This window comes from Pseudomonas sp. G2-4 (genome assembly GCF_030064125.1).
Taxonomy (GTDB): domain Bacteria; phylum Pseudomonadota; class Gammaproteobacteria; order Pseudomonadales; family Pseudomonadaceae; genus Aquipseudomonas.
Genome location: NZ_CP125957.1, coordinates 6,059,731 through 6,085,941, shown reverse-complemented (window position 1 = coordinate 6,085,941; position 26,211 = coordinate 6,059,731). Strand labels below are relative to the sequence as shown.

General features: G+C 61.7%; 23 protein-coding genes. 16 read left to right on the top strand and 7 right to left on the bottom strand.

Annotated features, from left to right (window positions below; translation table 11 throughout):
• Positions 1-46: 46 nt before the first annotated feature.
• The 11 genes from epd to QNH97_RS26685 all read left to right on the top strand — a co-directional run bounded on the left by epd (position 47) and on the right by QNH97_RS26685 (position 11,822).
• A complete protein-coding gene (gene epd, locus QNH97_RS26735; protein WP_283554622.1) occupies positions 47-1,117 on the top strand; it encodes an erythrose-4-phosphate dehydrogenase in 1,071 nt (356 codons plus the stop codon).
• A gap of 24 nt (positions 1,118-1,141) precedes the next feature.
• Positions 1,142-2,305: a phosphoglycerate kinase gene (locus tag QNH97_RS26730; RefSeq protein ID WP_283554621.1), complete on the top strand. Its 1,164-nt coding sequence runs from the start codon at positions 1,142-1,144 to the stop codon at positions 2,303-2,305.
• Between the two features lie 31 nt (positions 2,306-2,336).
• Entirely contained in the window at positions 2,337-2,564 is a 228-nt protein-coding gene (locus QNH97_RS26725) for a hypothetical protein (protein ID WP_283554620.1), read from the top strand.
• Positions 2,565-2,620: 56 nt separating this feature from the next.
• Positions 2,621-2,953: an MliC family protein gene (locus tag QNH97_RS26720; RefSeq protein WP_283554619.1), complete on the top strand. Its 333-nt coding sequence runs from the start codon at positions 2,621-2,623 to the stop codon at positions 2,951-2,953.
• A gap of 274 nt (positions 2,954-3,227) precedes the next feature.
• A complete protein-coding gene (fba, locus tag QNH97_RS26715; protein ID WP_003177554.1) occupies positions 3,228-4,292 on the top strand; it encodes a class II fructose-bisphosphate aldolase in 1,065 nt (354 codons plus the stop codon).
• Positions 4,293-4,604: 312 nt separating this feature from the next.
• Positions 4,605-5,213 (top strand): YqiA/YcfP family alpha/beta fold hydrolase, encoded by a 609-nt coding sequence (locus tag QNH97_RS26710; protein WP_283554618.1) that lies wholly within the window; start codon positions 4,605-4,607, stop codon positions 5,211-5,213.
• A 41-nt stretch (positions 5,214-5,254) separates the two neighbouring features.
• A complete protein-coding gene (parE, locus tag QNH97_RS26705; RefSeq protein ID WP_283554617.1) occupies positions 5,255-7,159 on the top strand; it encodes a DNA topoisomerase IV subunit B in 1,905 nt (634 codons plus the stop codon).
• Positions 7,159-8,145: an esterase-like activity of phytase family protein gene (locus QNH97_RS26700; protein WP_283554616.1), complete on the top strand. Its 987-nt coding sequence runs from the start codon at positions 7,159-7,161 to the stop codon at positions 8,143-8,145. The genes parE and QNH97_RS26700 overlap by 1 nt, the downstream gene beginning before the upstream one ends.
• A complete protein-coding gene (locus tag QNH97_RS26695) occupies positions 8,142-8,663 on the top strand; it encodes a retropepsin-like aspartic protease family protein (protein WP_283554615.1) in 522 nt (173 codons plus the stop codon). The genes QNH97_RS26700 and QNH97_RS26695 overlap by 4 nt, the downstream gene beginning before the upstream one ends.
• 10 nt (positions 8,664-8,673) lie before the next feature.
• Positions 8,674-10,947 (top strand): DNA topoisomerase IV subunit A, encoded by a 2,274-nt coding sequence (parC, locus tag QNH97_RS26690; protein WP_283554614.1) that lies wholly within the window; start codon positions 8,674-8,676, stop codon positions 10,945-10,947.
• Between the two features lie 170 nt (positions 10,948-11,117).
• Entirely contained in the window at positions 11,118-11,822 is a 705-nt protein-coding gene (locus tag QNH97_RS26685) for a PqiC family protein (RefSeq protein ID WP_283554613.1), read from the top strand.
• A gap of 236 nt (positions 11,823-12,058) precedes the next feature.
• Here the strand turns inward: QNH97_RS26685 and QNH97_RS26680 are convergent, their stop codons facing one another.
• Positions 12,059-13,573 carry an AhpA/YtjB family protein gene (locus QNH97_RS26680; RefSeq protein ID WP_283554612.1) on the bottom strand — a complete coding sequence of 505 codons (1,515 nt, stop codon included), beginning with the start codon at positions 13,571-13,573 and terminating at the stop codon, positions 12,059-12,061.
• 133 nt (positions 13,574-13,706) lie between these two features.
• Between QNH97_RS26680 and serB the strand changes: the two genes are divergently transcribed.
• Entirely contained in the window at positions 13,707-14,921 is a 1,215-nt protein-coding gene (serB, locus tag QNH97_RS26675) for a phosphoserine phosphatase SerB (RefSeq protein ID WP_123345118.1), read from the top strand.
• Positions 14,922-15,090: 169 nt separating this feature from the next.
• Here the strand turns inward: serB and QNH97_RS26670 are convergent, their stop codons facing one another.
• The 4 genes from QNH97_RS26670 to QNH97_RS26655 form a co-directional block, all read right to left on the bottom strand.
• Positions 15,091-16,851 (bottom strand): cyclic-di-GMP receptor FimW-related protein, encoded by a 1,761-nt coding sequence (locus QNH97_RS26670; protein WP_283554611.1) that lies wholly within the window; start codon positions 16,849-16,851, stop codon positions 15,091-15,093.
• Positions 16,852-17,041: 190 nt separating this feature from the next.
• Positions 17,042-17,905, bottom strand: a complete 864-nt coding sequence (asd, locus tag QNH97_RS26665; RefSeq protein WP_283554610.1) for an archaetidylserine decarboxylase — start codon at positions 17,903-17,905, stop codon at positions 17,042-17,044.
• A gap of 19 nt (positions 17,906-17,924) precedes the next feature.
• Positions 17,925-18,740, bottom strand: coding sequence for a rhodanese-like domain-containing protein (locus QNH97_RS26660; protein ID WP_283554609.1), 816 nt, complete (start codon positions 18,738-18,740; stop codon positions 17,925-17,927).
• A 42-nt stretch (positions 18,741-18,782) separates the two neighbouring features.
• The gene (locus QNH97_RS26655) at positions 18,783-20,321 is read right to left on the bottom strand and encodes an HDOD domain-containing protein (protein ID WP_283554608.1); all 1,539 of its coding nucleotides are present in this window, start codon (positions 20,319-20,321) and stop codon (positions 18,783-18,785) included.
• Positions 20,322-20,487: 166 nt separating this feature from the next.
• Between QNH97_RS26655 and motA the strand changes: the two genes are divergently transcribed.
• Positions 20,488-21,339: a flagellar motor stator protein MotA gene (gene motA, locus QNH97_RS26650; RefSeq protein ID WP_283554607.1), complete on the top strand. Its 852-nt coding sequence runs from the start codon at positions 20,488-20,490 to the stop codon at positions 21,337-21,339.
• A 3-nt stretch (positions 21,340-21,342) separates the two neighbouring features.
• The gene (gene motB, locus QNH97_RS26645) at positions 21,343-22,380 is read left to right on the top strand and encodes a flagellar motor protein MotB (protein WP_283554606.1); all 1,038 of its coding nucleotides are present in this window, start codon (positions 21,343-21,345) and stop codon (positions 22,378-22,380) included.
• A 220-nt stretch (positions 22,381-22,600) separates the two neighbouring features.
• Here motB and rsgA read toward each other — a convergent pair whose 3' ends face one another.
• Positions 22,601-23,632, bottom strand: a complete 1,032-nt coding sequence (gene rsgA / locus QNH97_RS26640; RefSeq protein ID WP_283554605.1) for a small ribosomal subunit biogenesis GTPase RsgA — start codon at positions 23,630-23,632, stop codon at positions 22,601-22,603.
• Positions 23,633-23,739: 107 nt separating this feature from the next.
• Between rsgA and orn the strand changes: the two genes are divergently transcribed.
• The gene (orn, locus tag QNH97_RS26635) at positions 23,740-24,282 is read left to right on the top strand and encodes an oligoribonuclease (RefSeq protein WP_024780809.1); all 543 of its coding nucleotides are present in this window, start codon (positions 23,740-23,742) and stop codon (positions 24,280-24,282) included.
• A gap of 242 nt (positions 24,283-24,524) precedes the next feature.
• Positions 24,525-25,139: a trimeric intracellular cation channel family protein gene (locus tag QNH97_RS26630; RefSeq protein WP_283557557.1), complete on the top strand. Its 615-nt coding sequence runs from the start codon at positions 24,525-24,527 to the stop codon at positions 25,137-25,139.
• On the opposite strand, the gene queG is transcribed toward QNH97_RS26630, so the two are convergent.
• Positions 25,121-26,200 (bottom strand): tRNA epoxyqueuosine(34) reductase QueG, encoded by a 1,080-nt coding sequence (gene queG, locus QNH97_RS26625; RefSeq protein ID WP_283554604.1) that lies wholly within the window; start codon positions 26,198-26,200, stop codon positions 25,121-25,123. The two genes, QNH97_RS26630 and queG, sit on opposite strands and share 19 nt — an antisense overlap.
• Positions 26,201-26,211: the final 11 nt, after the last annotated feature.

Here is a 26,211-nt window from a genome sequence, read left to right as displayed (position 1 = left end):
CTCAGACGACACTGCCTCAATGGATTCAACCAGGTCAGAGAATCCCATGCCTCAACCGCGTCCCTACAAAGTTGCACTCAACGGCTACGGCCGGATTGGTCGTTGCGTCTTGCGTGCGTTGTTCGAGCGAGGGGCCAAGGCCGGGTTCGAGATTGTGGCCATCAACGATCTGGCTGACATGGCCAGCATCGAATACCTGACACGCTTTGACTCCACCCACGGCCGGTTTCCCGGCGAAGTGCGGGTCGAGGGCGATTGTCTGCATATTAATGGCGACTGCGTGAAAGTCCTGCGCAGTGCCACCCCCGAAGGCATCGATTGGGCGTCCCTGGACGTCGATCTGGTGCTCGAATGCTCCGGTGCCTACCACACCCGCGAAGACGGCCAGCGTTTCCTCGCCGCCGGTGCGCCACGGGTGCTGTTCTCCCAACCTATGGCCAGCGAAGCGGATGTGGACGCGACCATTGTCTACGGCGTGAACCAGGATTGCCTGACCGGTGACGAGCTGCTGGTGTCCAACGCGTCCTGCACCACCAATTGCGGCGTGCCGCTGTTGCGCCTGCTGGATCAGGCCATCGGCCTGGAATACGTGTCGATTACCACCATCCACTCGGCGATGAACGATCAGCCCGTGATCGACGCCTATCACCATGAAGACTTGCGCCGCACCCGTTCGGCGTTCCAGTCGGTGATTCCGGTGTCCACTGGTCTGGCGCGTGGCATTGAACGGCTGCTGCCGGAACTTGCGGGGCGAATTCAGGCCAAAGCCGTGCGGGTGCCGACCGTCAACGTGTCCTGCCTCGATATTACGATGCAGACCGTGAGCGATACCGACGCCACCGAGGTCAACCGGATTCTGCGCGAGGCCGCCACCAGCGGCCCGCTCAAAGGCCTGCTGGCCTACACCGAGTTACCTCACGCCAGTTGTGATTTTAATCATGACCCCCATTCGGCCATCGTCGATGCCAGCCAGACCCGTGTTTCAGGGCCACGGCTCGTGAACATCCTGGCCTGGTTCGACAACGAATGGGGTTTTGCCAACCGAATGCTGGACGTTGCTGAACATTATCTGCAAACAGCAACTTCGCTTTCTGCTTCCAACAAATCTGCTCTCTAAACAGTTATCCAGGAATTGCGACCCATGACCGTGTTGAAGATGTCCGACCTCGATCTGCAAGGTAAGCGCGTACTGATCCGCGAAGACCTCAACGTTCCCGTCAAGGACGGTGTTGTCACCAGCGACGCGCGCATCCTGGCTTCGCTGCCGACCATCAAGCTGGCCCTGGAAAAAGGCGCGGCCGTGATGGTCTGCTCGCACCTGGGCCGTCCGACCGAAGGCGAATTCTCGGCCGAAAACAGCCTCAAGCCGGTAGCCGATTACCTGAGCAAAGCCTTGGGTCGTGACGTGCCCCTGGTGGCTGACTACCTGGGCGGCGTGGACGTGAAGGCCGGCGATGTCGTGCTGTTCGAAAACGTGCGCTTCAACAAGGGCGAGAAAAAGAACGCTGACGAACTGGCCCAGCAATACGCGGCCCTGTGCGACGTGTTCGTCATGGACGCCTTTGGCACCGCCCATCGCGCCGAGGGTTCGACCCACGGCGTGGCGAAGTTCGCCAAAGTGGCCGCCGCCGGCCCGTTGCTGGCAGCCGAACTGGACGCACTGGGCAAGGCCCTGGGCTCCCCAGCGCAGCCGATGGCCGCCATCGTGGCCGGCTCCAAGGTTTCCACCAAGCTCGACGTGCTCAACAGCCTGAGCCAGGTGTGCAACCAGTTGATCGTCGGCGGCGGCATCGCCAACACGTTCCTGGCCGCGGCCGGTCATCCGGTCGGCAAATCCCTGTACGAACCAGACCTGCTGGACACCGCCCGGGAAATCGCCGCCAAGGTCAGCGTGCCGTTGCCGGTGGACGTGGTGGTGGCCAAGGAGTTCGCCGAAAGTGCCACCGCCACCGTCAAGCTGATCGCTGACGTGGCCGAGGACGACATGATTCTCGACATCGGCCCGCAAACTGCCGCCCATTTCGCCGAACTGTTGAAATCTTCCCGGACTATCCTGTGGAACGGCCCGGTCGGTGTGTTCGAGTTCGACCAGTTCGGCAACGGCACCAAGGTGCTGGCCCAGGCCATCGCCGAAAGCTCCGCGTTCTCTATCGCTGGTGGCGGCGACACGCTGGCGGCCATCGACAAATATGGCGTGGCCGATCAGATCTCCTACATTTCTACCGGTGGTGGCGCGTTCCTCGAGTTCGTCGAAGGCAAGGTCCTGCCGGCCGTGGAAGTCCTGGAAAGCCGGGCCAAGGCCTGAGGTTTCGTTGGCCAGGCAAAGGAGTGTTGTAATGGTCAAGACGTTCACGTTACTGATGGTCGCGACAATGCTGGTGGCGTGTTCGAGCAGCCCGAAGGCCCCGTCAGCCCCGGAGGCCGGGACGCCGACACCTGAAAAGGGCTGTTACCAGGCCGACTGGCAGGCCGAGACCAACCCGGTGCTGAACAAGCGTTCCGGGCCCGATGGCCTGGATAAATACGAGACGCAAACCCCCGCCAAGGAACATGGTTGTCCTTGACGGGTCTGACTCTTAACTCAAGGCTGATGGCGTGTGCTGTCAGTCGAGGAACGCGGATGAAAGGCTTGATCGCCGTTGTGGCGTTGGCAATGTTGGCCGGTTGCGCGCAGTTGGGCTTGTCGCTCTCATCCGAGCCTGCGGACAGCTGGACGACCTGGACCTGTGACAGCGAGGCCAAAGTGCTCTGGCGCTACACCGATACCGCCCACCAGGAAGTCGACGTACGTCTCGGCGGTGCCGACCGGGTTTATCACCTGAAGCAAGAGCCAGGCGCGTCGGGTTCGCTGTATAGCGATGACATGCTGGCGTTTCACGTCAAGGGTGAGGAAGGCTTGGTGTATTGGGTCGCCACTAATGACCTGATTGGCCGTGGTTGTAAGGCGCAGTAATACGATTGAATTGATCCACACAGATCCAAATGTGAGAGCAGATCCAGTGTGGGAGCGAGCTTGCTCGCGATAGCGGTGTATCAGGCAACAATATTGTTGAATGTGCCGCCGTCATCGCGAGCAAGCTCGCTCCCACAGGGATCGTACATATTTGGGTTTAGCGACACCGAACACGCAGGCCGGGGCCGACCCCCGATCCGCAATGACTTGAATAGCCGCCGCCGCTCCGGCAGGCTGGCACGATTAACGACCCTCGACCGGGAGAGAAACACTAATGGCACTTATCAGCATGCGTCAGATGCTGGACCACGCAGCCGAGTTCGGCTACGGCGTTCCAGCCTTTAACGTCAACAACCTTGAGCAGATGCGCGCCATCATGGAAGCCGCTGACAAGACTGACTCTCCGGTGATCGTCCAGGCTTCGGCCGGTGCCCGCAAATACGCCGGTGCGCCGTTCCTGCGTCACCTGATCCTGGCGGCGATCGAAGAATTCCCGCATATCCCGGTGTGCATGCACCAGGACCACGGCACCAGCCCTGACGTCTGCCAGCGCTCCATTCAACTGGGCTTCAGCTCGGTCATGATGGACGGCTCCCTGGGCGAAGACGGCAAGACCCCGACCGACTACGAATACAACGTGCGCGTTACCCAGCAGACCGTCGCCATGGCCCACGCCTGCGGCGTTTCCGTGGAAGGCGAACTGGGTTGCCTGGGCTCGCTGGAAACCGGCATGGCCGGTGAAGAAGACGGCATCGGCGCTGAAGGCGTGCTGGATCACAGCCAGATGCTGACCGACCCGGAAGAAGCCGCCGATTTCGTCAAGAAAACCCAGGTCGACGCCCTGGCCATTGCCATCGGCACCAGCCACGGCGCCTACAAGTTCACCAAGCCGCCTACCGGCGACGTGCTGGCCATCGACCGCATCAAGGAGATCCACAAGCGCATCCCCAACACCCACCTGGTGATGCACGGTTCTTCCTCGGTACCGCAGGAATGGCTGGCGATCATCAACCAGTACGGCGGCGACATCAAAGAAACCTACGGCGTGCCGGTTGAAGAAATCGTCGAAGGCATCAAGTACGGCGTGCGCAAGGTCAACATCGACACCGACCTGCGTTTGGCCTCTACGGGTGCGATGCGTCGTTTGATGGCGACCAATCCGAGCGAATTTGATCCGCGTAAGTTCTTCGGCGCTACCGTGACAGCCATGCGTGATGTGTGTATTGCGCGTTATGAGGCGTTTGGGACGGCTGGCAATGCTTCGAAGATCAAGCCGATTTCGTTGGAAGCGATGTATCAGCGGTATCTGAAGGGTGAGTTGAACGCCAAGGTCAACTAAGGCTTCAGCGTTGGTGAGAAAACCCGCAGTGATGCGGGTTTTTTTATGGGTGGGGTTGAGCGACAATCGAGCTGTAAGTCGCCCACAAACCCCGTGGCGAGGGAGCTTGCTCCCGCTCGGTGGCGCAAGCCGCCGTAAATCCTGGGCATGGGGTCGGCCTGACGAAAAGAGGGGGCTGCTTCGCAGCCCAGCGGCAGCAAGCTCCCTCGCCGCAAAGGCCAATGGGCGAGGTGAGGAAGGTGTTAAAACACCCCAATCCCCCGCAAACTCCCTGTAAACTCCGGCTTTTGCCCAACACCCAGGGAGTCGGCAATGTCGGGTTCTATCCTTTATATTCACGGCTTCAACAGCGCCCCGGCGTCGACCAAGGCCAGCCAATTAATCGACGTGATGGCCCGCCTGGGCCTGAGTGACCGGCTGCAAGTGCCAGCTGTGCATCACCACCCCCGCGAGGCCATCGGTCAGTTGGAACAGGCGATTACACAACTGGGGCGGCCGCTGCTGGTCGGCAGCTCGCTCGGCGGCTACTATGCGACTCACTTGGCCGAGCGCCACGGTCTCAAGGCCCTGCTGATCAACCCTGCCGTCAGCCCGCATCGGATGTTCGACGGTTACCTGGGCACGCAGAAAAATTTGTACACCGACGAAACCTGGGAGTTGACCCACGACCACGTCACGGCCCTGGCGGAACTGGACATACCAGCGCCCCGGGATCCGCAGCGGTTTCAGGTGTGGTTGCAAACCGGGGACGAAACGCTGGATTATCGCCACGCCCAGCAGTATTACCGCGCCTGTGCCTTGCGTATCCAGGCCGGCGGCGACCACAGTTTCCAGGGGTTCGCCCAGCAGTTGCCGGCGCTGTTGAGTTTTGCCGGCATTGGCGCCGATTTGTACCAGGCGATCGACTTCACGTCGCTGTGAGCCATCGCCCCTTTTTCATTGAACACTGACGACGAGACCCCATGGCCACTCCCAGCGCTAGCTCTTATAACGCAGACGCCATCGAAGTCCTCTCGGGCCTCGACCCGGTGCGCAAACGCCCCGGCATGTACACCGACACCAGTCGGCCGAACCACCTTGCCCAGGAAGTCATCGACAACAGTGTCGACGAAGCCTTGGCCGGGCACGCCCGTTCGGTGCAGGTCATCCTGCACGCCGATCATTCGCTGGAGGTCAGCGACGACGGCCGCGGCATGCCAGTGGACATTCACCCTGAAGAAGGCGTGTCGGGCGTCGAGCTGATCCTCACCAAGCTCCACGCGGGCGGCAAGTTTTCCAACAAGAACTACCAGTTTTCCGGCGGTTTGCACGGGGTGGGTATTTCCGTGGTCAACGCCTTGTCGACCCAGGTCCGGGTGCGGGTCAAGCGTGACGGTAACGAATACCAGATGACCTTCGCCGACGGCTACAAGGCTACCGAGCTGGAAGTGATCGGTACCGTCGGCAAGCGCAACACCGGGACCAGCGTGTACTTTGCGCCGGACCCGAAGTACTTCGATTCGCCGAAGTTCTCCGTCAGCCGCCTCAAGCATGTGCTCAAGGCCAAGGCGGTGTTGTGCCCGGGGCTGCTGGTCAGTTTCGAAGACAAGGCCACCGGCGAGAAAGTCGAGTGGCATTACGAAGACGGCCTGCGTTCTTATCTGGTGGATGCGGTCAACGGTTTCGAACGCCTGCCCAACGAGCCGTTTTGCGGCAGCCTGGCCGGTAACAAGGAAGCGGTGGACTGGGCCTTGTTGTGGCTGCCCGAAGGTGGCGAAAGCGTCCAGGAAAGCTACGTCAACCTGATCCCTACGGCCCAGGGCGGTACCCACGTCAACGGCTTGCGCCAGGGGCTGCTCGATGCGATGCGCGAATTCTGTGAATTCCGCAACCTGCTGCCCCGTGGTGTGAAGCTGGCGCCGGAAGACGTCTGGGAACGCATTGCCTTCGTGCTGTCGATGAAGATGCAGGAGCCGCAGTTTTCCGGCCAGACCAAGGAGCGCCTGTCGTCCCGTGAGGCGGCGGCGTTTGTCTCCGGTGTGGTCAAGGACGCGTTCAGCCTGTGGCTCAACGCCAACCCGGAAACCGGCCTGGCCCTGGCGGAGCTGGCGATCAACAACGCCGGCCGCCGCCTCAAGGCCAGCAAGAAGGTCGAGCGCAAGCGCATCACCCAGGGGCCGGCGTTGCCGGGCAAGCTTGCCGATTGCGCCGGGCAGGACCCGATGCGTTCCGAGCTGTTCCTGGTGGAAGGTGACTCCGCCGGTGGTTCTGCCAAGCAAGCGCGGGATAAAGAGTTCCAAGCGATCCTGCCGCTGCGGGGCAAGATCCTCAACACCTGGGAAGTGGACGGCAGCGAAGTGCTGGCCAGCCAGGAAGTGCATAACATCGCCGTGGCCATTGGGGTCGACCCGGGCGCTGCCGACATGAGCCAGCTGCGCTACGGCAAGATCTGCATCCTCGCCGACGCCGACTCCGACGGCCTGCACATCGCCACGTTGCTCTGTGCATTGTTCGTCCAGCATTTCCGCCCGTTGGTGGATGCCGGTCACGTCTACGTCGCGATGCCGCCGCTGTACCGAATCGACCTGGGCAAGGAGATCTACTACGCCCTGGACGAGGCCGAGCGCGACGGCATCCTCGATCGCCTGGTGGCCGAGAAGAAACGCGGTAAACCACAGGTCACCCGATTCAAGGGCCTGGGTGAGATGAACCCGCCGCAACTGCGGGAAACCACCATGGACCCGAACACCCGTCGCCTGGTGCAGTTGACCCTGGATGATTTCGAAGCGACGTCGGAAATGATGGACATGTTGCTGGCGAAGAAACGTGCTGGCGATCGCAAGTCCTGGCTCGAATCCAAAGGGGACCTGGCCGAGGTGCTGGGCTGATGCGCAACGGTTTCGCCCTGGCGTTGTTGCTGTGGGCGGGGGTGGTTGTCGCCGGACCGGTTCCGGAACTGACGTTGCTGTCCGAACACGCCGTCGATGGCATGCGCGGCGGCAATCTGTCCGGGTTGGCCCTGTGCGGCGGCGAAATGTGGACGGTATCAGATCGCGACGATGATCGGATCTACCGCCTCAATCCTTCCGACGCAGCGGTTTGGCCCGCAGAAGTGCTGGATATCGACGTGCCTGAGGTGCCGGACAGCGGTTTGCCCTGGGGCTTGCGTTCCCGAACCTGGGCGGCATCGTTCCTGCGCGGAGGCGAACTGGATTTCGAAGGCATCAGCTGCGACAGCGCTGGCAATCGCTACGTGGTGAGCGAGTCTCATGCTGCGGTGTTGCAAGTGTCGCCGTCGGGCGATGCGTCCTGGCTGAAAATCGCCCCGACAATGATCCGTCAGGCCCGGGGCAGCGGCATGTTGCTGCATTTCAACGCCTTGTTCGAAGGCCTGGCGATCAACCCGGCCGGCGATCAATTATGGCTGGCAGCGGAGCGCGAACGTCGCGGTCTGGTGCAGATCAAGCGCCAGCAGACGGTGTGGGACTGTGATGGCAATTGCGTATTGCTGAGCGAAGCGGGACTGGAGATGCAGCCGGCGCAGTTCCCCGAGGCCAGGGCGGTCTCCCGGGATTTCGCCGATCTGTCATTGTTCAATGGCAAGCTGTTTACCCTGGATCGCAACGCCTTCCAGGTGTGCCGCCGTGATCCGCAGACAGCCAAAGTGGAGCGCTGCTGGTCGTTCGCCGCCGAGGCGCTGCAAGACAATCGGCGTTATCCACAGGACTATGGCCTGGCCGAAGCGCTGATAGTGGACGCCGAGGGCGCCTGGATCGGCCTGGACAACAACGACGGTGCACGCGCCGATGGCGAACGCCGCCCGATCATCTGGCGCTTCGCTGCGCCGGCCGGTGGCTGGAGCGCCTTGCCATGAGTCAGCAGCCGCCGGGCAAGCGCGCCGGCCGGGTGCTGATGATATTGGCCTGGTGCGCGGCGTTGTTTCTGGCAACGCGATTTTTTGCCCAATGGGAGCAGCGTCAGCAGAACCCCAATACCGAGGTGTATTCGCAAAGAGGCGAAGGGTTTATCGAGGTGAAGCTGGTCGGCAATAAACAGGGGCACTTTGTCGCCAGCGGGCAGATCAATGGCCAGCCGGTGGATTTCATGCTCGATACCGGTGCCACCGACGTGGCGATTCCGGTTGAGCTGGCCGAGCGCCTCAAGTTGGAAAAAGGTTTCGGCGTGACATTGAGTACCGCCAACGGTTTGAGCGAGGGCTATCGCACCCGCATCGACCGGTTGCAGTTGGGCGACATCGTATTGCGCGATGTGCGTGCCCTGGTGGCGCCAGGCCTGGGCGGCACGCAAGTGCTGCTGGGCATGAGTGCCCTGAACAAACTTGAATTTACCCAGCGCGACGGCACCATGCTGCTGCGCCAGACAACGAACTGATGAGGCCCGCATGAGCGACATTCTTGCAGACAGCTTAGACGGCGTAGAACGCCGATCGCTGGCTGACTTCACCGAAAGTGCCTACCTCAATTACTCCATGTACGTGATCATGGACCGCGCCCTGCCGCACATCGGCGACGGCTTGAAGCCAGTCCAGCGGCGGATCATCTACGCCATGAGTGAGCTGGGGTTGGACGCCGACTCCAAGCACAAGAAGTCGGCGCGGACCGTCGGTGATGTGCTCGGTAAGTTCCACCCCCACGGTGACTCGGCCTGCTATGAAGCCATGGTGCTGATGGCCCAGCCGTTCAGCTACCGCTACACCCTGGTGGACGGGCAAGGTAACTGGGGTGCGCCGGACGATCCCAAGTCCTTCGCCGCCATGCGTTACACCGAGGCGCGCCTGTCGCGCTATTCCGAGGTGCTGCTCAGCGAACTGGGCCAGGGCACAGCGGATTGGGGGCCGAACTTCGACGGTACCCTCGATGAACCTCTGGTTTTACCGGCACGTTTGCCGAACATCCTGCTCAATGGCACCACTGGCATTGCCGTCGGCATGGCCACTGACGTGCCGCCGCACAACCTGCGGGAGGTGGCCACGGCGTGCGTGCGTCTGCTGGACGAACCGAAAGCCACGGTGGAACAGCTCTGCGAGCACATCCAAGGGCCGGACTACCCAACCGACGCGGAAATCATCACGCCGCGCGCCGACCTGCTGAAAATCTACGAGACTGGCCGCGGTTCGGTGCGTATGCGTGCCGTGTACCACATCGAAGACGGCGACATCATCGTCACGGCCTTGCCCCACCAGGTCTCCGGGGCCAAGGTGATGGAGCAAATTGCCGCGATGATGCAGGCAAAGCCGTCGAAAGCCCCGCAAGTTGCCGATTTGCGCGACGAGTCGGATCATGAAAACCCGTGCCGCATCGTGATCATTCCGGTTAACAGCCGGGTCGACCATGACGCGTTGATGCAGCACCTGTTCGCCAGCACCGACCTGGAGTCCAGCTACCGGGTCAACATCAACATCATCGGCCTGGACGGCAAGCCGCAGCTGAAAAACCTGCGGGCATTGTTGGTGGAATGGCTGGAATTCCGGGTCAAGACGGTGCGTCGACGCCTGCAATTTCGCCTCGACAAGGTCGAGCGTCGCCTGCACCTGTTGGACGGTTTGCTGATTGCCTACCTCAACCTGGATGAAGTGATCCACATCATCCGGACCGAGGAACACCCCAAGGCCAGCCTGATCGCCCGCTTTGCCCTGAGCGAAATCCAGGCCGACTACATCCTCGATACCCGCTTGCGGCAGCTGGCGCGATTGGAAGAAATGAAGCTGCGGGCCGAGCAGGATGAATTGCTCAAAGAGCAGGCCAAGCTGCAAGCCCTGCTGGGAAGCGAAGCCAAGCTCAAGAAGCTGGTGCGCACTGAATTGCTCAAGGACGCCGAAACCTACGGCGACGACCGCCGTTCGCCAATCGTCGAGCGCGCCGAAGCGAAGGCGCTGACTGAGCACGATCTGCTGCCGAACGAAAAAGTCACCGTCGTACTGTCGGAAAAAGGCTGGGTACGCTCCGCCAAGGGTCATGATATTGACGCGGCGGGGCTTTCCTACAAGGCCGGTGACGGCTTCAAGGCGTTGGCCGCCGGGCGCTCCAACCAGTTTGCGGTGTTCGTCGACTCCACCGGACGCAGCTATTCGGTGCCGGCCCACACCCTGCCATCGGCACGGGGCCAGGGCGAGCCGCTGACCGGTCGATTAACTCCGCCACCGGGTGCAACTTTTGAATGCGTGCTGATGCCTGATGATGATGGGCTGTATGTTATTGCATCGGATGCGGGTTACGGGTTCGTGGTCAAGGGTGAGGATCTGCAAGCGAAGAACAAGGCGGGCAAGGCGTTGTTGAGCCTGCCGAACAACGCCAAGGTCATTGCGCCGCGGCCGGTCAGCGATCGCGAGAGCAACTGGCTGGCTTCGGTGACGACCGAAGGCCGGTTGCTGGTCTTCAAGGTCAGTGACTTGCCGCAATTGGGTAAGGGCAAGGGCAACAAGATTATTGGTATTTCCGGCGAACGGGTGGCAAGCCGCGAGGAATATGTCACGGATATTGCAGTGTTGCCGGAAGGCGCCACGCTTGTGCTACAGGCCGGAAAGCGTACGCTTTCGTTGAAAGCAGACGATCTTGAACATTACAAAGGTGAACGCGGTCGGCGGGGCAATAAGCTTCCAAGGGGGTTTCAACGGGTCGATGCACTGCTCGTCGAAAACCTGAATCAGCCGTCCTAGAGGGCTTGGTCTGCGATTAAAAGCCGCAGGCCGACGCTTTCGCGCTGGAGTCGCGGCGCATATTCACGGATGATAGGCCCTTTCAAGCGCCGGCGTGGCCGAGCGTTCTTCATAATGACCAAGTTTTTTTTCACTGTGGTAAGCCTTGTGGCCGCCACCTGGACGGGACGATGACTGCTCTGCGCCTTCCTATTTTGTGGCTCGCTGGCCTGCTTGGCCTGGCGGGCTGCAGCGTCAATCAGCCGGTGTCGCTGTATCAACTCGACAGCGGCACCCCGGCCCAGCCTGCGCAAAGCGCCGGCATGGCGGTTTTGCTTGGCCCGGTGTTGATCGCCGACTACCTGCAACGCGAAACTCTACTGCAACGCCAACCGGACGGCAGCCTTCAGGCCGCTACGGACGGTCGTTGGGCCGGCAGCCTGTCTTCGGATATCGATCAGTTGTTGCTGCGTCAGGTTGCTGGGCATCTGGACAGCCAGCGCGTCGTATTAGCGCCGGCCACCCAAGGCTTCACGCCGGATGTCCAGGTGTTGCTGTCGATTACCCGCCTCGACTCGGGTAAATCGCAACCGGCGGTGCTCGATGCTCAATGGCGGCTGATCGACCGTCGCGGCAAGGTGCGTGAAAACCGCATCGTGCATCTGCAAGAGCCGCATGCTGGCACCACCGCAGCGCAGGTCCAGGCTCAAGGTGTGCTTTTGCAGCGCCTGGCCGAGCAGCTGTCGGTGTCGCTCAAGCCGCTGGCCAACCAGCCTCCAGTGGCCGAAGCGCCACGCAAGGCTGCTCCTGCCCCGGCCAAGCCGGTCGAAAAGGAAAAGGATAAGATCCCCATGGCCTTGCCGATTCGTACGGACATGGAAGTGTTCAGGTTCTGACGGTTGGACTGCCAACAAGACAAAGCCCGCGTTGATGCGGGCTTTGTTGTTTCTGTCGGTTGGATCGTCGGTGCCTGTCCTGGCCCCATCGCGAGCAAGCTCGCTCCCACACTGGAACTGTGGCTTGCAAGATCCCCTGTGGGAGCGAGCTTGCTCGCGATGGGGCCAGCCCAGGCAACAAAAAACCCGCAGACAATCACTCATCTGCGGGCTTTCTGTGTTTCAGCTACTGGGGCTCAGGCCTGGCGCTCATGCATCCGCGCCAGTTGCCGTTCCAGCATCGACGGATAAGGCTCCATCAGGCGCTCCACGCAGCACGCACCTTCGGGGCTGGCGATGGGGCGGATGCGGGCGCGCTGGCGGATCAGCGCGTTATCGTTGATCTTGCGTTCCACCAGCAGCAGGTTGCGGCTGTGTTGCGACAGCGCCAGGGCGTCCTGGGCGGTTTCGGTCAGCAACAAGTCGATCTGGCTCAGGCCGAACAGCCCATCGCCCAGGGTCAGGCCCAGTTGCAGTTGCAAGGTAATACCGCTGTCGGCGACTTCGATCTGCAACTGGTGACCCAGGGCCCGCAGCAATTCACCGCAGCAAATGGCGTTGGTCAGGTAGTCGTCGCCGCTGTCTTCGGTGTGGAACAGCATCAGGGTGCTGCCGTCGTTCAGGGTGTGCAATTCGCCTTGATAAAGCGATGCGGCCTGGTCGAGGCAGTCGCGGTAGCGCTCGAGCAGCTCCTTCAGGCGCGCTTGCGGCAGGCGACGCAGTTGCTCCTGGGCGCCCAACTGCACCGCCAGCACGGCGCTGTGCTGTGGCTGGTTCGAGGCGACTGGCCTGGCGGCTGGTTGCGGCTCTGCGGTGACCGACTCGTCCCGTAGGTCGGCAAAGGCGTCGTCGTCTTCATCGTCCTCAGCCGTGCGAACCACCTGGCGAGGCGCAGGTTTGGCCGCGGGCATCGGCTGGCTTTCGTCGAAGCCCGGATCGCGCAGGTTGCGCACTTCGAACCCCGGCTCGTCATCGTCTTCTGCGTAGTCGATGTCTTCAGGCTCTGGCACGGGCTCAGGCTCTGGCGCGAAGCTGGCGTGCAGTTGCCGGGCCAGATCGCCGATTTCGTCCTGGCGCTGCGTGGCCGGGGTGTGTTCGTCGATGTCACGCAGCCAGACGCGCAATTGCAGCAGCGGCGTGGAGATGTGCCGGCCCAGGCGCAGGCTCAAGGCCAATGCCAGCGCCAGCAGGATCGCGCTGAGGATGCCCATGCTTTGCAGGCTGATGGTCATCGGCTGTTGGAACTGGTCCATGTCCAGGCTGATGCGCAGTTGCCCGGCGGTCACGTCCTGGAAGGTGATCTTGCTTTGGTACATGCCCCCGGACTCGCCCAGCAAGCCGGGTTTGGGACGCTGGCCGGCCTCGGCGAGGATGCGGTTGTCCACGCTGTAGATGGCGGCGTGGGCCACCAGCTTGTTCTTGGTCAGGTTGTTGAGCAGCACGTTGAGGCTGAGGATGTCGTTGGACACCAACAGCTCGGTGGCGGACGTGGCGGTCTGGGTGGTCAGGCTCTCACCCAGGGCATCGGCCTGCTCATGCATGGCCTGCTTGAACTGCAGGCCCATCACGCAGGCATAGATGACCAGGGCCAGTGCGACCAGAATCACGTTATGGCTGGCAATGCGCAATGCAATCGGCACACGACGGTGGCGCAGTGCACGGAAGATCAGCAGGAAGAAGTTGTCGGTTTTGACTGGCGTGGGCCGGTTCACTGAGCTCGGCTCTTTGTCCGTGAAATTGACGCGCAGTATAGCGACAGCCCCATGACCGGCAAAGCACTGGCGGTGCCCGATGGTCACTGAATATGGGTAGAATGCGGTTTTTTTCCACCTGCGGGGGTGCGCCTTGCGCGAAATCGTCCTGATAAACATCACTGGCAGCGACCGTCCGGGTCTGACTGCGGCCATTACCGGCGTTCTGGCCCAGGGTGGTGTGAACATTCTCGACATCGGTCAGGCGGTGATCCATGACACGCTGTCGTTCGGCATCTTGGTTGAAATCCCGGACGCCGAACAAAGCAAGTCGGTGCTCAAGGACATCCTGTTCACGGCCTACAAGCTTGACCAGCAGGTGCGTTTTACCCCGGTGTCCGAAGCCGATTACCAGCAATGGGTGGCCGGCCAAGGCAAGAAGCGTCACATCGTTACCCTGTTGACCCGCAAGGTCACCGCCGAGCAATTGCAGCGCGTCAGTTCGATCACCGCTAAATATGACCTGAACATCGATCACATCGACCGGCTGTCCGGGCGCATGCCGCTGGATACCCCGGATGACAAAGGCAAGGGCTGCATCGAGTTTTCCGTGCGCGGCGAGCCGGCGGATCCCCAGGCGTTGCGCGCCGAATTCCTCAGCGTGGCCCAGGAATTGAACGTCGATATCGCGTTCCAGGAAGATTCGCTGTTCCGTCGCAACCGTCGTCTGGCGGTATTTGACATGGATTCGACGCTGATCGAAGCCGAAGTCATCGACGAGCTGGCCAAGGCTGCTGGTGTCGGCGACAAGGTCTCGGCCATCACTGAGCGAGCCATGGCCGGTGAACTGGACTTTCGCGCCAGCTTCAAGGAGCGCCTGGCGCTGCTCAAGGGCCTGGACGTCAGCGTGCTGGATTCCATCGGTGCGTCCCTGCGCCTGACCGAAGGTGCCGAAACCCTGTTCGCCGAACTCAAGCGGCTGGGTTACAAGACCGCCATCCTGTCTGGCGGCTTCACCTACTTCGCCAAGCAGTTGCAGGCCAAGCTCGGCATCGACTACGTGTTTGCCAACGAACTGGAAGTGGTGGACGGCAAGGTGACCGGCGTGGCCGTCGAGCCGATTGTCGATGCCCAGCGCAAGGCCGACCTGCTGCGTGAACTGGCCGAGAAGGAGGGCCTGCGCCTGGAGCAGACCATCGCCGTGGGCGACGGCGCCAATGACTTGCCAATGCTGGCCATAGCCGGCCTGGGCGTGGCGTTCCGGGCCAAGCCGTTGGTCAAGCAGTCAGCCAGGCAAGCGATTTCAACCCTGGGGTTGGATGGAGTGCTGTATCTGTTGGGTTTCAGGGATCGCGATGGGCAGTTGTGAGCGATACGCCGATTTTGGAGTGAGCGCACTTGTGACGAGGGAGCTTGCTCCCGCTGGCCTGCGCAGCAGGCCCGGTGCGGTCAACCTGACACACCTGGGCGTCAGGTTTTAGGGCCGCTTCGCGGCCCAGCGGGAGCAAGCTCCCTCGCCACAGGGGATTGTGTTTGGCTTAGAGCGACTTCCACAACGAATCGAAATTCCCCTCCTGGTCGCTGCCCTCCTCGGTAGTACCTGCATCCTCCGGGTGATAAGCAAACTGATTGAAGCTGTGGGTGCTGGTGACCCGCCGGTCCAGGCCGGCCCGGCGTTCCTGACCGTTGGTGTTGATCAGCACGCGCTGCCCCTCCTGGAAAGGCATGCGCGGGGCGATCATGGTGGCGGGCAGGTCAATGGCACTGATCTCGGGAAGCAGCAGCCCGCGTAAGTAGTGACCGGGCTCATTCTCCTCCCGCACCAGTTGTAGCCCGCAAGGCTGGGCATGGGGGGCGACCAGTTCGATGCCCATTTGCATGGCGCCGTTGCGCACTTGTCGGATCCAGCGCACTACGGCGATGCTCCAGGCTTGATCGCTGGTGTCCCGAATACCGACCATTTCCCCGGCTTGCAGTTGGTCCGGCACCTCTTTCGGCCAGCCGAGGCAGTAACCTCCGGGGCTGTGGTTGATGATCGGCAGGTCGTAGGTGGGGAAGTGGTGCTGGTTGTCGGAGCTGCTGCCGTCGTCATCGGCCGGGTTGACCGGATATTCGATTTCTTCATAGGGCAACAGGTCGCTGTCGCCAACTGGGGCGGCATCGAAGGCCTGGCTCCAGGTGTCGCTGGTCTTGGTTGGCGAGGCTTCGAAGCGGGCCTTGCGCGTGGTGGGGTTTTTCAGGATTTCGCTGAAAGAGCGCTCACCGCCGAGGTAGTAGTGCAGTGCACTCATGCCTACGCACAGCGTCAGTGTGCCGTTGCCTTCGGTGCGCTGGAAGCTGCGTTCGGCCGCTTCGCCCCAGGCGGCTTGCAGGTGATGCAGAGTGTCGGCGCTCATGCCGCCCGGTACAGGCAGGGTGTGATCGGCCGGTTTTTCCAGGTGGGTGGCGATCGCGTGCACCAGTGGCTGTGGATCAAACCCTTGCAAGGTCGGCTGTTGCTCGGCCCTGAACTTGGAGCGATAGCGTGGCCCGACATCCAGCTCCGGCGCGACAGCAAACAGGCTGGTGGCGGTGGTGGCCGGGTCCAGCTTGACCCACTGGCTCCAGGATTCCAGTACTTCGGCCAGCCGTGCGATCTGGCCCTGGCGCAGCTGATTGCTGCGTGAGGCGCCCAGTAGCAGGGCGACCACATAGGTTTGCTCGGCATTCAACTGATGAACCTGGCTGGCCAATTCATCGCTGACGTTTTGGTGCTGTAGCCGATGTTGGCAGGCGATCCGGTACAGCTGATGCAAATCGAGCCACAGCCCTTCGGGGATGGGGCTGTACAGCTGGGTGACACGCAGCAACGTGCCGTCGATGGCGTGCATTGCCCGTTGCAATGCGGTGCTCAGCAGGCGGGCCTGGTCCTTGGTGTACTTCGACGCGATGCGCGCCACGATCTGTTTGTAGCCCACGGCCAGCTGGGTTTGCAGGGCCTGGCACAGATTGACGATCTTGCGCGAGCGCTCATCCAGCACAATGGCCTGTTGGAGGAAGTGGCGCTCCAAGTGCTTGCAGACGTAATACACCTCGGGTCGCAGCAGCTCGAGCAACTGCAGGCGGTTCTCGCTGGGTGTGAGCAACTGGTTGAGTTCGCCCAGGGCCTGATACAGCTGGCGGGCGGTTTCGCCGATGTTGGCCTTGGGCAGGTTAGCGATCCAGCGCTTGAGGTCCCGTGGTGTGGCATCACAGAACGACAGGCGTGACTGTGTCGGGGTCGGGACGCGCAATAGCTGGAGAGGGCTGGTCTCATTCATGCCGTGGACGGGCTCCGGCCGAAAATGAAAAGGATGTTTCCAACTCTAGCAGTTGTAGCACGAAAAGAAGTGCCCTATCGATGTTGGATGCCCAGTGGGAGCGGCTTGCTCGCGATGGCGTCTGACCAGTCGATATAGAGGTGACTGAAAAATCGCTATCGCGAGCAAGCTCGCTCCCACATTTGATCTTTTACTCAGCCTTTGGCAGTGCCAACCCTTGCCCCATCTGCACTGGCGAACCGGCCACCAGTTCTTCGGCCCACTTCACCTGATCTGGCCCAAACAACACGATGGCGGTCGAGCCCAGTTTGAAGCGGCCCATTTCGGCACCTTTTTCCAGGTGGATCGGCGCCCGGGCGGCCTCGTCGTAGCGGAAGGTCTTGAGTTCACGCTTGGGCGGCGTCACCAGACCGGCCCAGACGGTTTCGATGGAGGCCACGATCATCGCGCCCACCAGCACCACGGCCATCGGCCCGCGTTCGGTGTCGAAAATGCACGCAACGCGCTCGTTACGGGCGAACAGCTCCGGAACATTTTCAGCGGTGGTCTGATTGACCGAGAAAATCCGCCCGGGGATGTAGACCATCTCGCGCAAAGTGCCTGCCAGCGGCATGTGCACGCGGTGGTAATCCTTGGGGGAGAGGTAGATGGTGGCGAAGTCGCCGCCCATGAAGGGCGCCGCGTTGGCCGCGTCTCCGCCCAACAGTTCCAGCACGCTGAAGCTGTGGCCCTTGGCCTGGAATACCCGACCGTGCTCGATCGGGCCGAGCTGGCTGACGGCGCCGTCGGCGGGGCTGAGGATCGCGCCCGGGGTTTCATCCAGCGGGCGTGCGCCGTCTTTCAAGGCACGGGTGAAGAAGGCGTTGAAGTGCTCATAGGCCGTCAGGTCCTCCACCAGGGCCTGGGACATGTCCACTTGGTAGCGCTTGGCGAACCACTGGGTGAAGGCATTCTTGAACCAGCGCACGCGGCATTCGGCAATGCAGCCGGCCAGCCGCGACAGCAGGTGGTGGGGCAATAGATACTGAGAGAGGATGAACAAACGGTTTTTCATTAACTGTCCTTAAGAACCTTCAGAGCTCGATAGGGGTGTCGGGGTGGTTGCCCCATTCGCCCCAGGAACCGGCATAGCCTTTGACCCGCGGATAACCGAGCGCCTTGGCCACCAGATAGGTGAAGCCAGAGCGGTGGTGAGTCTGGCAGTGGGTGATGATTTCTTTGTCAGGCGTGATGCCCAATTTTTCGAGGATCTGCGGCATATCTTTGCGGATGCGCAGGTTGCGCGACTGGTCCATGCCAGCCGTCCATTCGAAATTGACCGCGCCGGGTATGTGCCCGCCCCTGGCGGCGACAACTTTCTCGCCTGAGTACTCCAGTGGGCCGCGTGCGTCCCAGATCGCCAGGTCGGCAGCACCGAGACGGCTTTGCAGGTATTCGCGGGTGGCGGTGGGGGCATCGTGCAGCGTCAGGCTCGCCGGGCCGGCAACGGGCGCTGGCACTTCGACAGACACCGGCAGACCTTCGTCCAGCCACGACAGCAGGCCGCCGTCGAGGTAGTGATAATTTGAGTGACCGATCACGTCCAGCAGCCAGATAAAACGCCCGGCCCAGCCGCCGCCTTCATCGTCATAGACCACGTAGACCGCATCCGGGTTATGCCCCAATTCGCCGAACAGTGCTTCCAGGTCGGCTTTGGCCGGCAACAGGCCCGGCGCTGGCGGCTGGCCCAGTTGGGTGCGCTTGGGGTCGACGAAACGTGCGCCGGGGATATGGCCGGTGCTGTAACGGGCCGCGCTGGTCAGGTCCACCAGGATCAGTTCGCGGCTGTCGAGGCGCGGCAGCAGCTCGCTCGGCTCGATTACCAGCGGCAAGCCAGAGAAGTCAGGCATGTGAGGTCTCCAGGAGCGCAAAGGGAAAGGATTGTATCAAGTTCAGCGGCCGCGGTTGGTAAAGGTATGCAGGGCCCTTTCGATGCATTGCACGGTTTTGCCGAACGCCTGCACGGTCACGTCCGAGAACGGTCCGCCACCCTGGTCCACCACCACCAGTATGATCACTCGACCGTTGCAGGTCAGCGAGCGCAGCAGCAGGTGCTCACCTCGGAACAGGCTGCGCAGGCCCGGCGGCAGCAACGCTGAAAACTGGGCATTGTTGTCCGGATTCAGGCGAACCTGAGCCTGCTGGGCGAGCAATCGCTGCAAGACCTTGCTTTGATTGATGGAAAAACTGGTGGCAGCTGCCTCCTTGGGCAGGCCGGCGGTCTGGTGCACGCGCACGCTGGTCTGGCTGCGGTCGGCCATCAGGATCATCACCCGGCGCATTCCGCACGCCACCAACGCATCCCGTGCCGAGGTGGTCAGGTGCATGGCATTGCTGAAAGGACTCGGTTCCACCAGCAGCGCGGAGCATTGCTTGCGCCACTGGGTCAAGTCTGCGGCACTGGGCGGGGCAGCAGGTAGCAATCCGGGGTGGATGCGGCGGCTGCCCCAGGGCCAGATCAGCGCCACGGCAGGGTGCCAGAGATCTGGCATGGCATCGTGGCGGGCACTGGTGACGGCTTGTTGGTGCAACTGCTGCTGGACCTCATCCATCGACATTTGCAGGTACAAACTAGTGAGGTATTGCCAGCGGGCGCTGTTGGGGGAGTCCCAGGCTTGCTGCGCTGAGAGCGCCAGACCGTTGGCCAGCAGCACGGTATTGGCGGGCTGGTTGAGCCAGCGCCGCAGGGTCGGGTCATCGTCCAGGCGATTCTGCTGGCGCAGCGGGTGCTCGCTGTCCCGGGCGATGCGGAGCACTTGCACCAGTTCGCGGCGTTCGTTGAGCAGCAGGCGGTAGCCCTGCATCACCCAGATCGGCAGGCGCCAGGTTTCCACCAGTGCCAGGCAGATTCTCAGCAGGCTGACGCCGAACAGTTCGCGCTCGACTTCGCTTGCCGGCTGGCCTTTATGGATGACCCGCAACTCCCACTCCCCCAGCAATCGCGGGTGAGTCAGGGCCAGTGGCCAGAGCGGTGACAGAAACAGCAGGCTGCCCCAGTGGATGTCTTGCCACAGCCGCGCCAGGCGGCTGGCAAAAAAACCATTGGCCTGTTGCGTGGCATGCTGGCTGATCAATTGCAGCTGGCGCAGGACAACGGGGATTTCTTGCCCCGGCAATGAGGGCAGGCGAGCGAGCAGTTCTTCGGTGCGTTTAAGACCGAGGCGGTTGAGGGCTACTTCGAGATTTTCCGCCGGTTCCGCGAGGCTGCCATGGGTGTGGTGGTTGGCTTCGCGGATGACGCTCAGGGCCAGGGCGGGGCTGTCCTGCATCAGTTCGGCGATGTCACGCAACGACCGGCGGCTGTCGGCAAGGGCTTTGCAGACCAGGTCATGACTGGCCTGGGGCACGGGCAGGTGAACACCGTCGAGCAGCTTTACCCAGCCTTCGAGCGTGGTGGGTCGTGGAGTTGGGACCTTCGTTTCATTAGCCATGGTTGGACGCGATCATCATAGGAGGTATCTACGCCCGGAGCGGGGCAAATTGGCTTTTCGCCGGAACTGGCTATAGTCTGGCGCAGTTTTGCCGATAAGTAGAAGAAGAGATTTTTCAGCTTCCGAATATGACCTTGAACCCGACTTAAATAAGTACTTTCTATCTATGGCTAAAATTATCGGCATCATTGTCGTGTTCGCGAGCGTGCTGGGCGGATACGTGCTCTCCCATGGCAAGATTGCCGCCCTGGTCCAACCTTTCGAGGTGTTGATCATCGGTGGCGCGGCCCTCGGCGCATTCTTGCAGGCCAACCCCGGCTATATGACGATGCATGTGCTCAAGAAATCCCTGAGCATGTTCAGTTCGCGTTTCAGCCACACCTTCTACCTTGAGGTGCTGGGGCTGATCTACGAGATCCTCAACAAGAGCCGCCGCGAAGGCATGATGGCGATCGAAGGCGATATCGAAGACGCCTCCGCCAGCCCGATCTTCGCCAAGTACCCCTCGGTGCTCAAGGACGCCCGCATGACGGCGTTCATCTGTGATTATCTGCGCATCATGTCGTCCGGCAATATGGCTCCCCATGAGCTCGAAGGCCTGTTCGACATGGAGCTGTACAGCCTCAAGGAAGACCTGGAGCATCCCTCCCACGCGGTCAACGGCATCGCCGACGGCATGCCCGGCTTCGGTATCGTTGCGGCCGTATTGGGGATCGTGGTCACCATGGCTTCCCTGGGCGAAGGTGATCAGGCCTCTATCGGCCTGCATGTGGGCGCGGCACTGGTCGGTACCTTCTTCGGTATCCTGGCAGCCTATGGTTTCTTCGGCCCGCTGGCCCATTCCCTGGCCCACGACGCCAAGGAAGAACTGAACGTCTACGAAGCCATCAAGGCTTCGCTCGTGGCCTCGGCCTCGGGCATGCCGCCATCGCTGGCGGTGGAATTCGGTCGCAAGGTCCTGTATCCGGCGCACCGTCCAAGCTTCGCCGAGTTGGAACAAGCGGTTCGCGGTCGTTAAGTCATGGAAAATAACCAGCCGATTATCATCAAGCGCGTCAAGCGCATAGCCGCTGGGCATCACGGGGGCGCCTGGAAAATCGCCTTCGCCGACTTCGCGACGGCGATGATGGCGTTCTTCCTGGTGCTGTGGCTGCTGTCCACCGCGACCCCGGAACAGAAGATCGCCATCGCCGGTTACTTCAAGGATCCGGTCGGCTTTTCCGAAAGCGGCACACCGTACATCATCGACCTGGGTGGCTCGCCGACCCTGGCGCCGGAAACGACCCTCAACCCGGAAGTCAAATCCCAGCCTCAGCCCGACAAGGTGACGGTGGATTCCGAGCAGGTTGAGGGCATGGCCGAGCAGATGGAGCGCGAGCGCCTGGAGTTGTTACTGCAAGAGTTGCAGAACAAGGTCGAAGAAAATCCGCAACTGCAGAAATTCAAGGACCAGATCCTGTTCGAAATCACACCGAACGGCCTGCGCATCCAGATCATGGACGCCGAGAACCGGCCGATGTTCGATTCCGGCAGCGCGCGCCTGAAGCCTTATTTCGAAGATATTCTCCTGGCCATGGCCGACACCATCAAAGCGGTGCCGAACAAAATCAGCATAAGCGGTCATACCGACGCCAAGCCCTTCGTCGGCAAGGGTGACTTCGGTAACTGGGAGCTGTCCGCCAACCGCGCCAATGCGGCACGCCGTGCCTTGGTGGCTGGCAGTTATCCGGACGAACAGGTGGCGCGGGTGGTGGGGTATGCGTCCTCGGCGTTGTTCGACCGCAAGGAACCGTTCAACCCGGTCAACCGGCGTATTGATATCGTGGTGTTGACCAGAAAGGCCCAGCAAGCCATCGAAGGTTCGCAAACCGATGATCCGGCGCCGGATCCGGCCCAAGGGCAGGGCGCACCGGGTGAGGTGCCCGAGACGCCTGGCGCCGCAGCTGATCCGAACGCCTTGCCGGCGGACCAGCAGCCCGTGCCGGCCCATGAGCTGCGTGAGCGTCTGAACCTGTTCGACGACGCTGCGCCCAAGCCTGACGGAGCGCCTGCACAGTGACCCACAAAAAAGCCGACATCGTTGTCGGCTTTTTTGTGGGCTTGAGACTGCTTGCCTTTGTGGCGAGGGAGCTTGCTCCCGCTCGGCTGCGAAGCAGTCGTAAGCCGGCGGGTGCGGTGTGTCTGATGCTCTGTATTTGGCAGGTTTTGGGGCTGCTTCGCAGCCCAGCGGGAGCAAGCTCCCTCGCCACGCTAGTGATCGGCTTCAAATTGCATGCAGGTCAGTAACTGCTTTCCGGCAAGCTGGCGATGATCGAGCGATAGCTGTTCATCCGTTGCTGATGCACGCGGCCTTCTTCCAGCGCCTTGAGCAGGGCGCAGCCGGGTTCGCGGTCGTGTTTGCAGTCGCGGAAGCGGCAGGTGCCGATCAGCTCATTGAACTCGATGAACCCGGCTTCGACATCGGCCCGGCTGACGTGGCCCAGACCGAATTCACGGATACCCGGCGAGTCGATCAATTCACCGCCGCCGGGGAAGTGGAACAACCGCGCAGTGGTGGTGGTGTGGGTGCCCTGGCCGGACAATTCGGACAACGGCCCGACGCGGGTCTCGACTTCCGGCAGCAGGCTGTTGACCAGCGAAGACTTGCCCACGCCGGACTGGCCGACGAACACACTGATGCGTCCGTCCAGTTGTTCCTGCAGTTTCTCCATGCCGTCGCCGTGATGGGCCGAGACTTCCAGCACCGGGTAACCCAGATCCCGATAGACCGACAGCAGGGCGTTCAGCGCCGGCGCGTTGTACTCATCGATCAGGTCGAACTTGTTGAGCAGCAACAACGGGCGGATGCCGGCGTGTTCGGCTGCCACCAGGTAGCGGTCGATCAGGTTGGCGTGGGGCTCGGGCAGTGGGGCGAACACGATGACGATCATGTCGACGTTGGCGGCAACCGGCTTGAGCTGGCCTCGGCTGTCCGGACGGCACAGCTCGGTGTTGCGTGGCAATTGCGCCACGATCACGCCGATGCCTTGGTTGCCGGCACGCCAGACCACTTGGTCGCCCGTGACCAGGGCTGGCAGGTTGGCGCGCAAGTGGCAGCGGAACACTTGGCCGGCCAGTTCGCCTTCCCGGGCCTCGACCTCGACCTGCACACCGAAGTGGGCGATCACCAGGCCGGTCTGTTCCGGGCCCAGGTCGCCACCTTCCAAGGCTTCGACAGCACTGGACTCGCGTTTGGCGGCGCGGGCAGCGCGCTCACCCTGGATTTTTTCGATGCGCCAATTTTGACGACGATTGAGTTGGCGTTTGGCCATGGGTGTTCCGTATGAAGAATGCAGCGATTAGGTAAAACGGCGGCGAGTTTAGCACGCCCAAGGGCCCGCCTAGGCTAAACTGCGCAGCTACGCCGAGGAGCTCCCCCATGCAAAACCCGCAGAACCTGATCTGGATCGACCTGGAAATGACCGGTCTGAATCCCGACACCGATGTCATCATCGAAATGGCCACCATCGTCACCGACAGTGACCTCAACACCTTGGCCGAAGGTCCGGTGATCGCGATCCATCACAGCGACGAGATCCTGGCCGGCATGGACGAATGGAACACTCGCCAGCACGGCGGCTCGGGCCTGACCCAGCGGGTGCGCGAGAGCAAAATCAGCATGGCCGAGGCCGAAGCCCAGACCATCGCGTTCCTGGAGCAGTGGGTGCCGAAGGGCAAGTCGCCGATCTGCGGCAACAGCATCTGTCAGGACCGTCGCTTCCTCTACACCCACATGAAATCCCTGGAAAGTTATTTCCATTACCGCAACCTGGACGTTTCCACCCTCAAGGAACTGGCCGCCCGCTGGGCTCCAGAGGTGCGTGACAGCTTCCAGAAGGGTGGCAGCCACCTGGCCCTGGACGACATTCGCGAGTCCATTGCCGAGTTGCAGCATTACCGCAAGCATTTCATCAAGTTCTGATCGAAGCGTACGGAGCTCTTGTGGCGAGGGAGCTTGCTCCCGCTGGCCTGCGAAGCAGGCCCTGACAGTCTTTCAGGTAGACCGAGTTGTCCGGTTTGCGACTGCTGCGCAGCCGAGCGGGAGCAAGCTCCCTCGCCACGGGGATCTTGTTTGGACTGGGGTTCAGGCAGAGGTCGTGGCTTTGCCCTCTTTTGGTGCCTGCCCGAAATGGCTAGACTGCGCGCCTTCCTGCAAGGACCGCCATCATGTTGCTGATGCTTTATCTGATTGCCATCACCGCCGAAGCCATGACCGGCGCCTTGTCCGCCGGGCGTCGTGGCATGGACTGGTTCGGCGTGGTGCTAATCGCCTGTATCACGGCGTTGGGCGGCGGCTCGGTGCGCGACGTGCTGCTCGGCCATTACCCGCTGACCTGGGTCAAACACCCGGAATACCTGGTGCTGACCACCGCGGCGGCGATGCTGACGGTGTTCCTGGCGCGCTGGATGCGCCATCTGCGCTCGTTGTTCCTGGTGCTCGACGCCGTGGGCCTGGTGGCGTTTACGCTGATCGGCTGCATGACGGCCCTGGAAATGGGCCACGGCATGTTGGTGGCGTCGGTCAGCGGGGTTATCACGGGCGTGTTCGGCGGCATCCTGCGGGACATCTTCTGCAACGATATTCCACTGATTTTCCGTCGTGAGCTCTATGCCAGCGTCTCGTTTGCTGCGGCGTGGTGCTACTTGTTGTGCGTCTACCTGCAGTTGCCGAGCGAACAGGCGATTCTCATCACCTTGTTCGGCGGTTTCCTGTTGCGGCTCCTGGCGATCCGCTTTCACTGGGAAATGCCGAAGTTCGTTTATAACGACGAGGTCTGACGCTTGGCGTGTTGGCGCAACGCCCACTCGACATGCTCGCGCACCAGTTCCGACGGATAATCGCGTCGCGCCTCCAGCGCTTGCAGCACCGGAATGGTTGATGGTGCATTGCCAAGGCCCACCGCCAGGTTGCGCAGCCAGCGCTCATAACCGGCGCGGCGCAGCGGCGAGCCTTCGGTGCTGCGTAGAAACGTGTCCTCGTCCCACAGGAACAGCTCGGCCAGCCCGGCGTTGTCCAGGTTGTGTCGCGGCTTGAAGTCGCTTTCCCCGGAGGGTCGGGCGAAGCGGTTCCACGGGCAGACGATCTGGCAGTCATCACACCCGAACACCCGATTGCCAATCAAGGGCCGCAGTTCTTCGGGGATGGCACTTTTCAGTTCGATGGTCAGGTAGGAAATGCACCGACGGGCATCCAGCACGTAGGGCCCGACGAAGGCATTCGTAGGGCAGATGTCCAGGCACGCCGTGCATTTTCCGCAATGTTCGCTGGTGTGGGGCGGGTCTACCGGCAGGGGCAAGTCAACGAACAGCTCGCTCAAGAAAAAATAACTGCCAGCCTTGCGGTTCAACACCAGGGTGTTTTTGCCGATCCAGCCCAGGCCGGCCTGTTCGGCGATGGCTTTTTCCAGCACCGGTGCGCTGTCGACGAAGGCGCGATAGCCAAAGGGGCCGATGACGGCCTGGATTTTTTCTGCCAGTTGCTGCACACGTTTACGGATCAATTTGTGGTAATCGCGGCCCAATGCATAACGCGAGACGTAGGCCTTTTCCGGTTCGGCGAGCAATTGCGCCATTTGCGTGTCGCCCGGCAGGTAGTCCATACGCAGGGACACCACCCGCAGCGTGCCCGGCACCAGTTCGTCGGGGTGCGAGCGTTTGCTGCCGTGGGCAGCCATGTAGTCCATCTCGCCGTGATAGCCCGCGTCGAGCCAGCGCTGCAAATGTTGCTCATGCTCGGCAAGGTCCAGGCCGCTGATGCCGACTTGCTGGAAACCCAGTTCGCGCCCCCAGTCCTTGATGGATTGGGCGAGGGCGGGGAGGTCTGTGGGGATGACAGGCATGAGGCGAGAGA

Coding starts and splice junctions, on each gene's coding strand:
- QNH97_RS26695 (WP_283554615.1), top strand. CDS start 8,142: ATGAGTCAGCAGCCGCCGGGCAAGCGCGCCGGCCGGGTGCTGATGATA.
- QNH97_RS26700 (WP_283554616.1), top strand. CDS start 7,159: ATGCGCAACGGTTTCGCCCTGGCGTTGTTGCTGTGGGCGGGGGTGGTT.
- parC (WP_283554614.1), top strand. CDS start 8,674: ATGAGCGACATTCTTGCAGACAGCTTAGACGGCGTAGAACGCCGATCG.
- rsgA (WP_283554605.1), bottom strand. CDS start 23,632: ATGGCCAAACGCCAACTCAATCGTCGTCAAAATTGGCGCATCGAAAAA.
- QNH97_RS26725 (WP_283554620.1), top strand. CDS start 2,337: ATGGTCAAGACGTTCACGTTACTGATGGTCGCGACAATGCTGGTGGCG.
- QNH97_RS26660 (WP_283554609.1), bottom strand. CDS start 18,740: ATGCCTGACTTCTCTGGCTTGCCGCTGGTAATCGAGCCGAGCGAGCTG.
- fba (WP_003177554.1), top strand. CDS start 3,228: ATGGCACTTATCAGCATGCGTCAGATGCTGGACCACGCAGCCGAGTTC.
- QNH97_RS26730 (WP_283554621.1), top strand. CDS start 1,142: ATGACCGTGTTGAAGATGTCCGACCTCGATCTGCAAGGTAAGCGCGTA.
- QNH97_RS26655 (WP_283554608.1), bottom strand. CDS start 20,321: ATGGCTAATGAAACGAAGGTCCCAACTCCACGACCCACCACGCTCGAA.
- QNH97_RS26720 (WP_283554619.1), top strand. CDS start 2,621: ATGAAAGGCTTGATCGCCGTTGTGGCGTTGGCAATGTTGGCCGGTTGC.
- motA (WP_283554607.1), top strand. CDS start 20,488: ATGGCTAAAATTATCGGCATCATTGTCGTGTTCGCGAGCGTGCTGGGC.
- queG (WP_283554604.1), bottom strand. CDS start 26,200: ATGCCTGTCATCCCCACAGACCTCCCCGCCCTCGCCCAATCCATCAAG.
- orn (WP_024780809.1), top strand. CDS start 23,740: ATGCAAAACCCGCAGAACCTGATCTGGATCGACCTGGAAATGACCGGT.
- QNH97_RS26670 (WP_283554611.1), bottom strand. CDS start 16,851: ATGAATGAGACCAGCCCTCTCCAGCTATTGCGCGTCCCGACCCCGACA.
- parE (WP_283554617.1), top strand. CDS start 5,255: ATGGCCACTCCCAGCGCTAGCTCTTATAACGCAGACGCCATCGAAGTC.
- motB (WP_283554606.1), top strand. CDS start 21,343: ATGGAAAATAACCAGCCGATTATCATCAAGCGCGTCAAGCGCATAGCC.
- QNH97_RS26710 (WP_283554618.1), top strand. CDS start 4,605: ATGTCGGGTTCTATCCTTTATATTCACGGCTTCAACAGCGCCCCGGCG.
- asd (WP_283554610.1), bottom strand. CDS start 17,905: ATGAAAAACCGTTTGTTCATCCTCTCTCAGTATCTATTGCCCCACCAC.
- QNH97_RS26685 (WP_283554613.1), top strand. CDS start 11,118: ATGACTGCTCTGCGCCTTCCTATTTTGTGGCTCGCTGGCCTGCTTGGC.
- epd (WP_283554622.1), top strand. CDS start 47: ATGCCTCAACCGCGTCCCTACAAAGTTGCACTCAACGGCTACGGCCGG.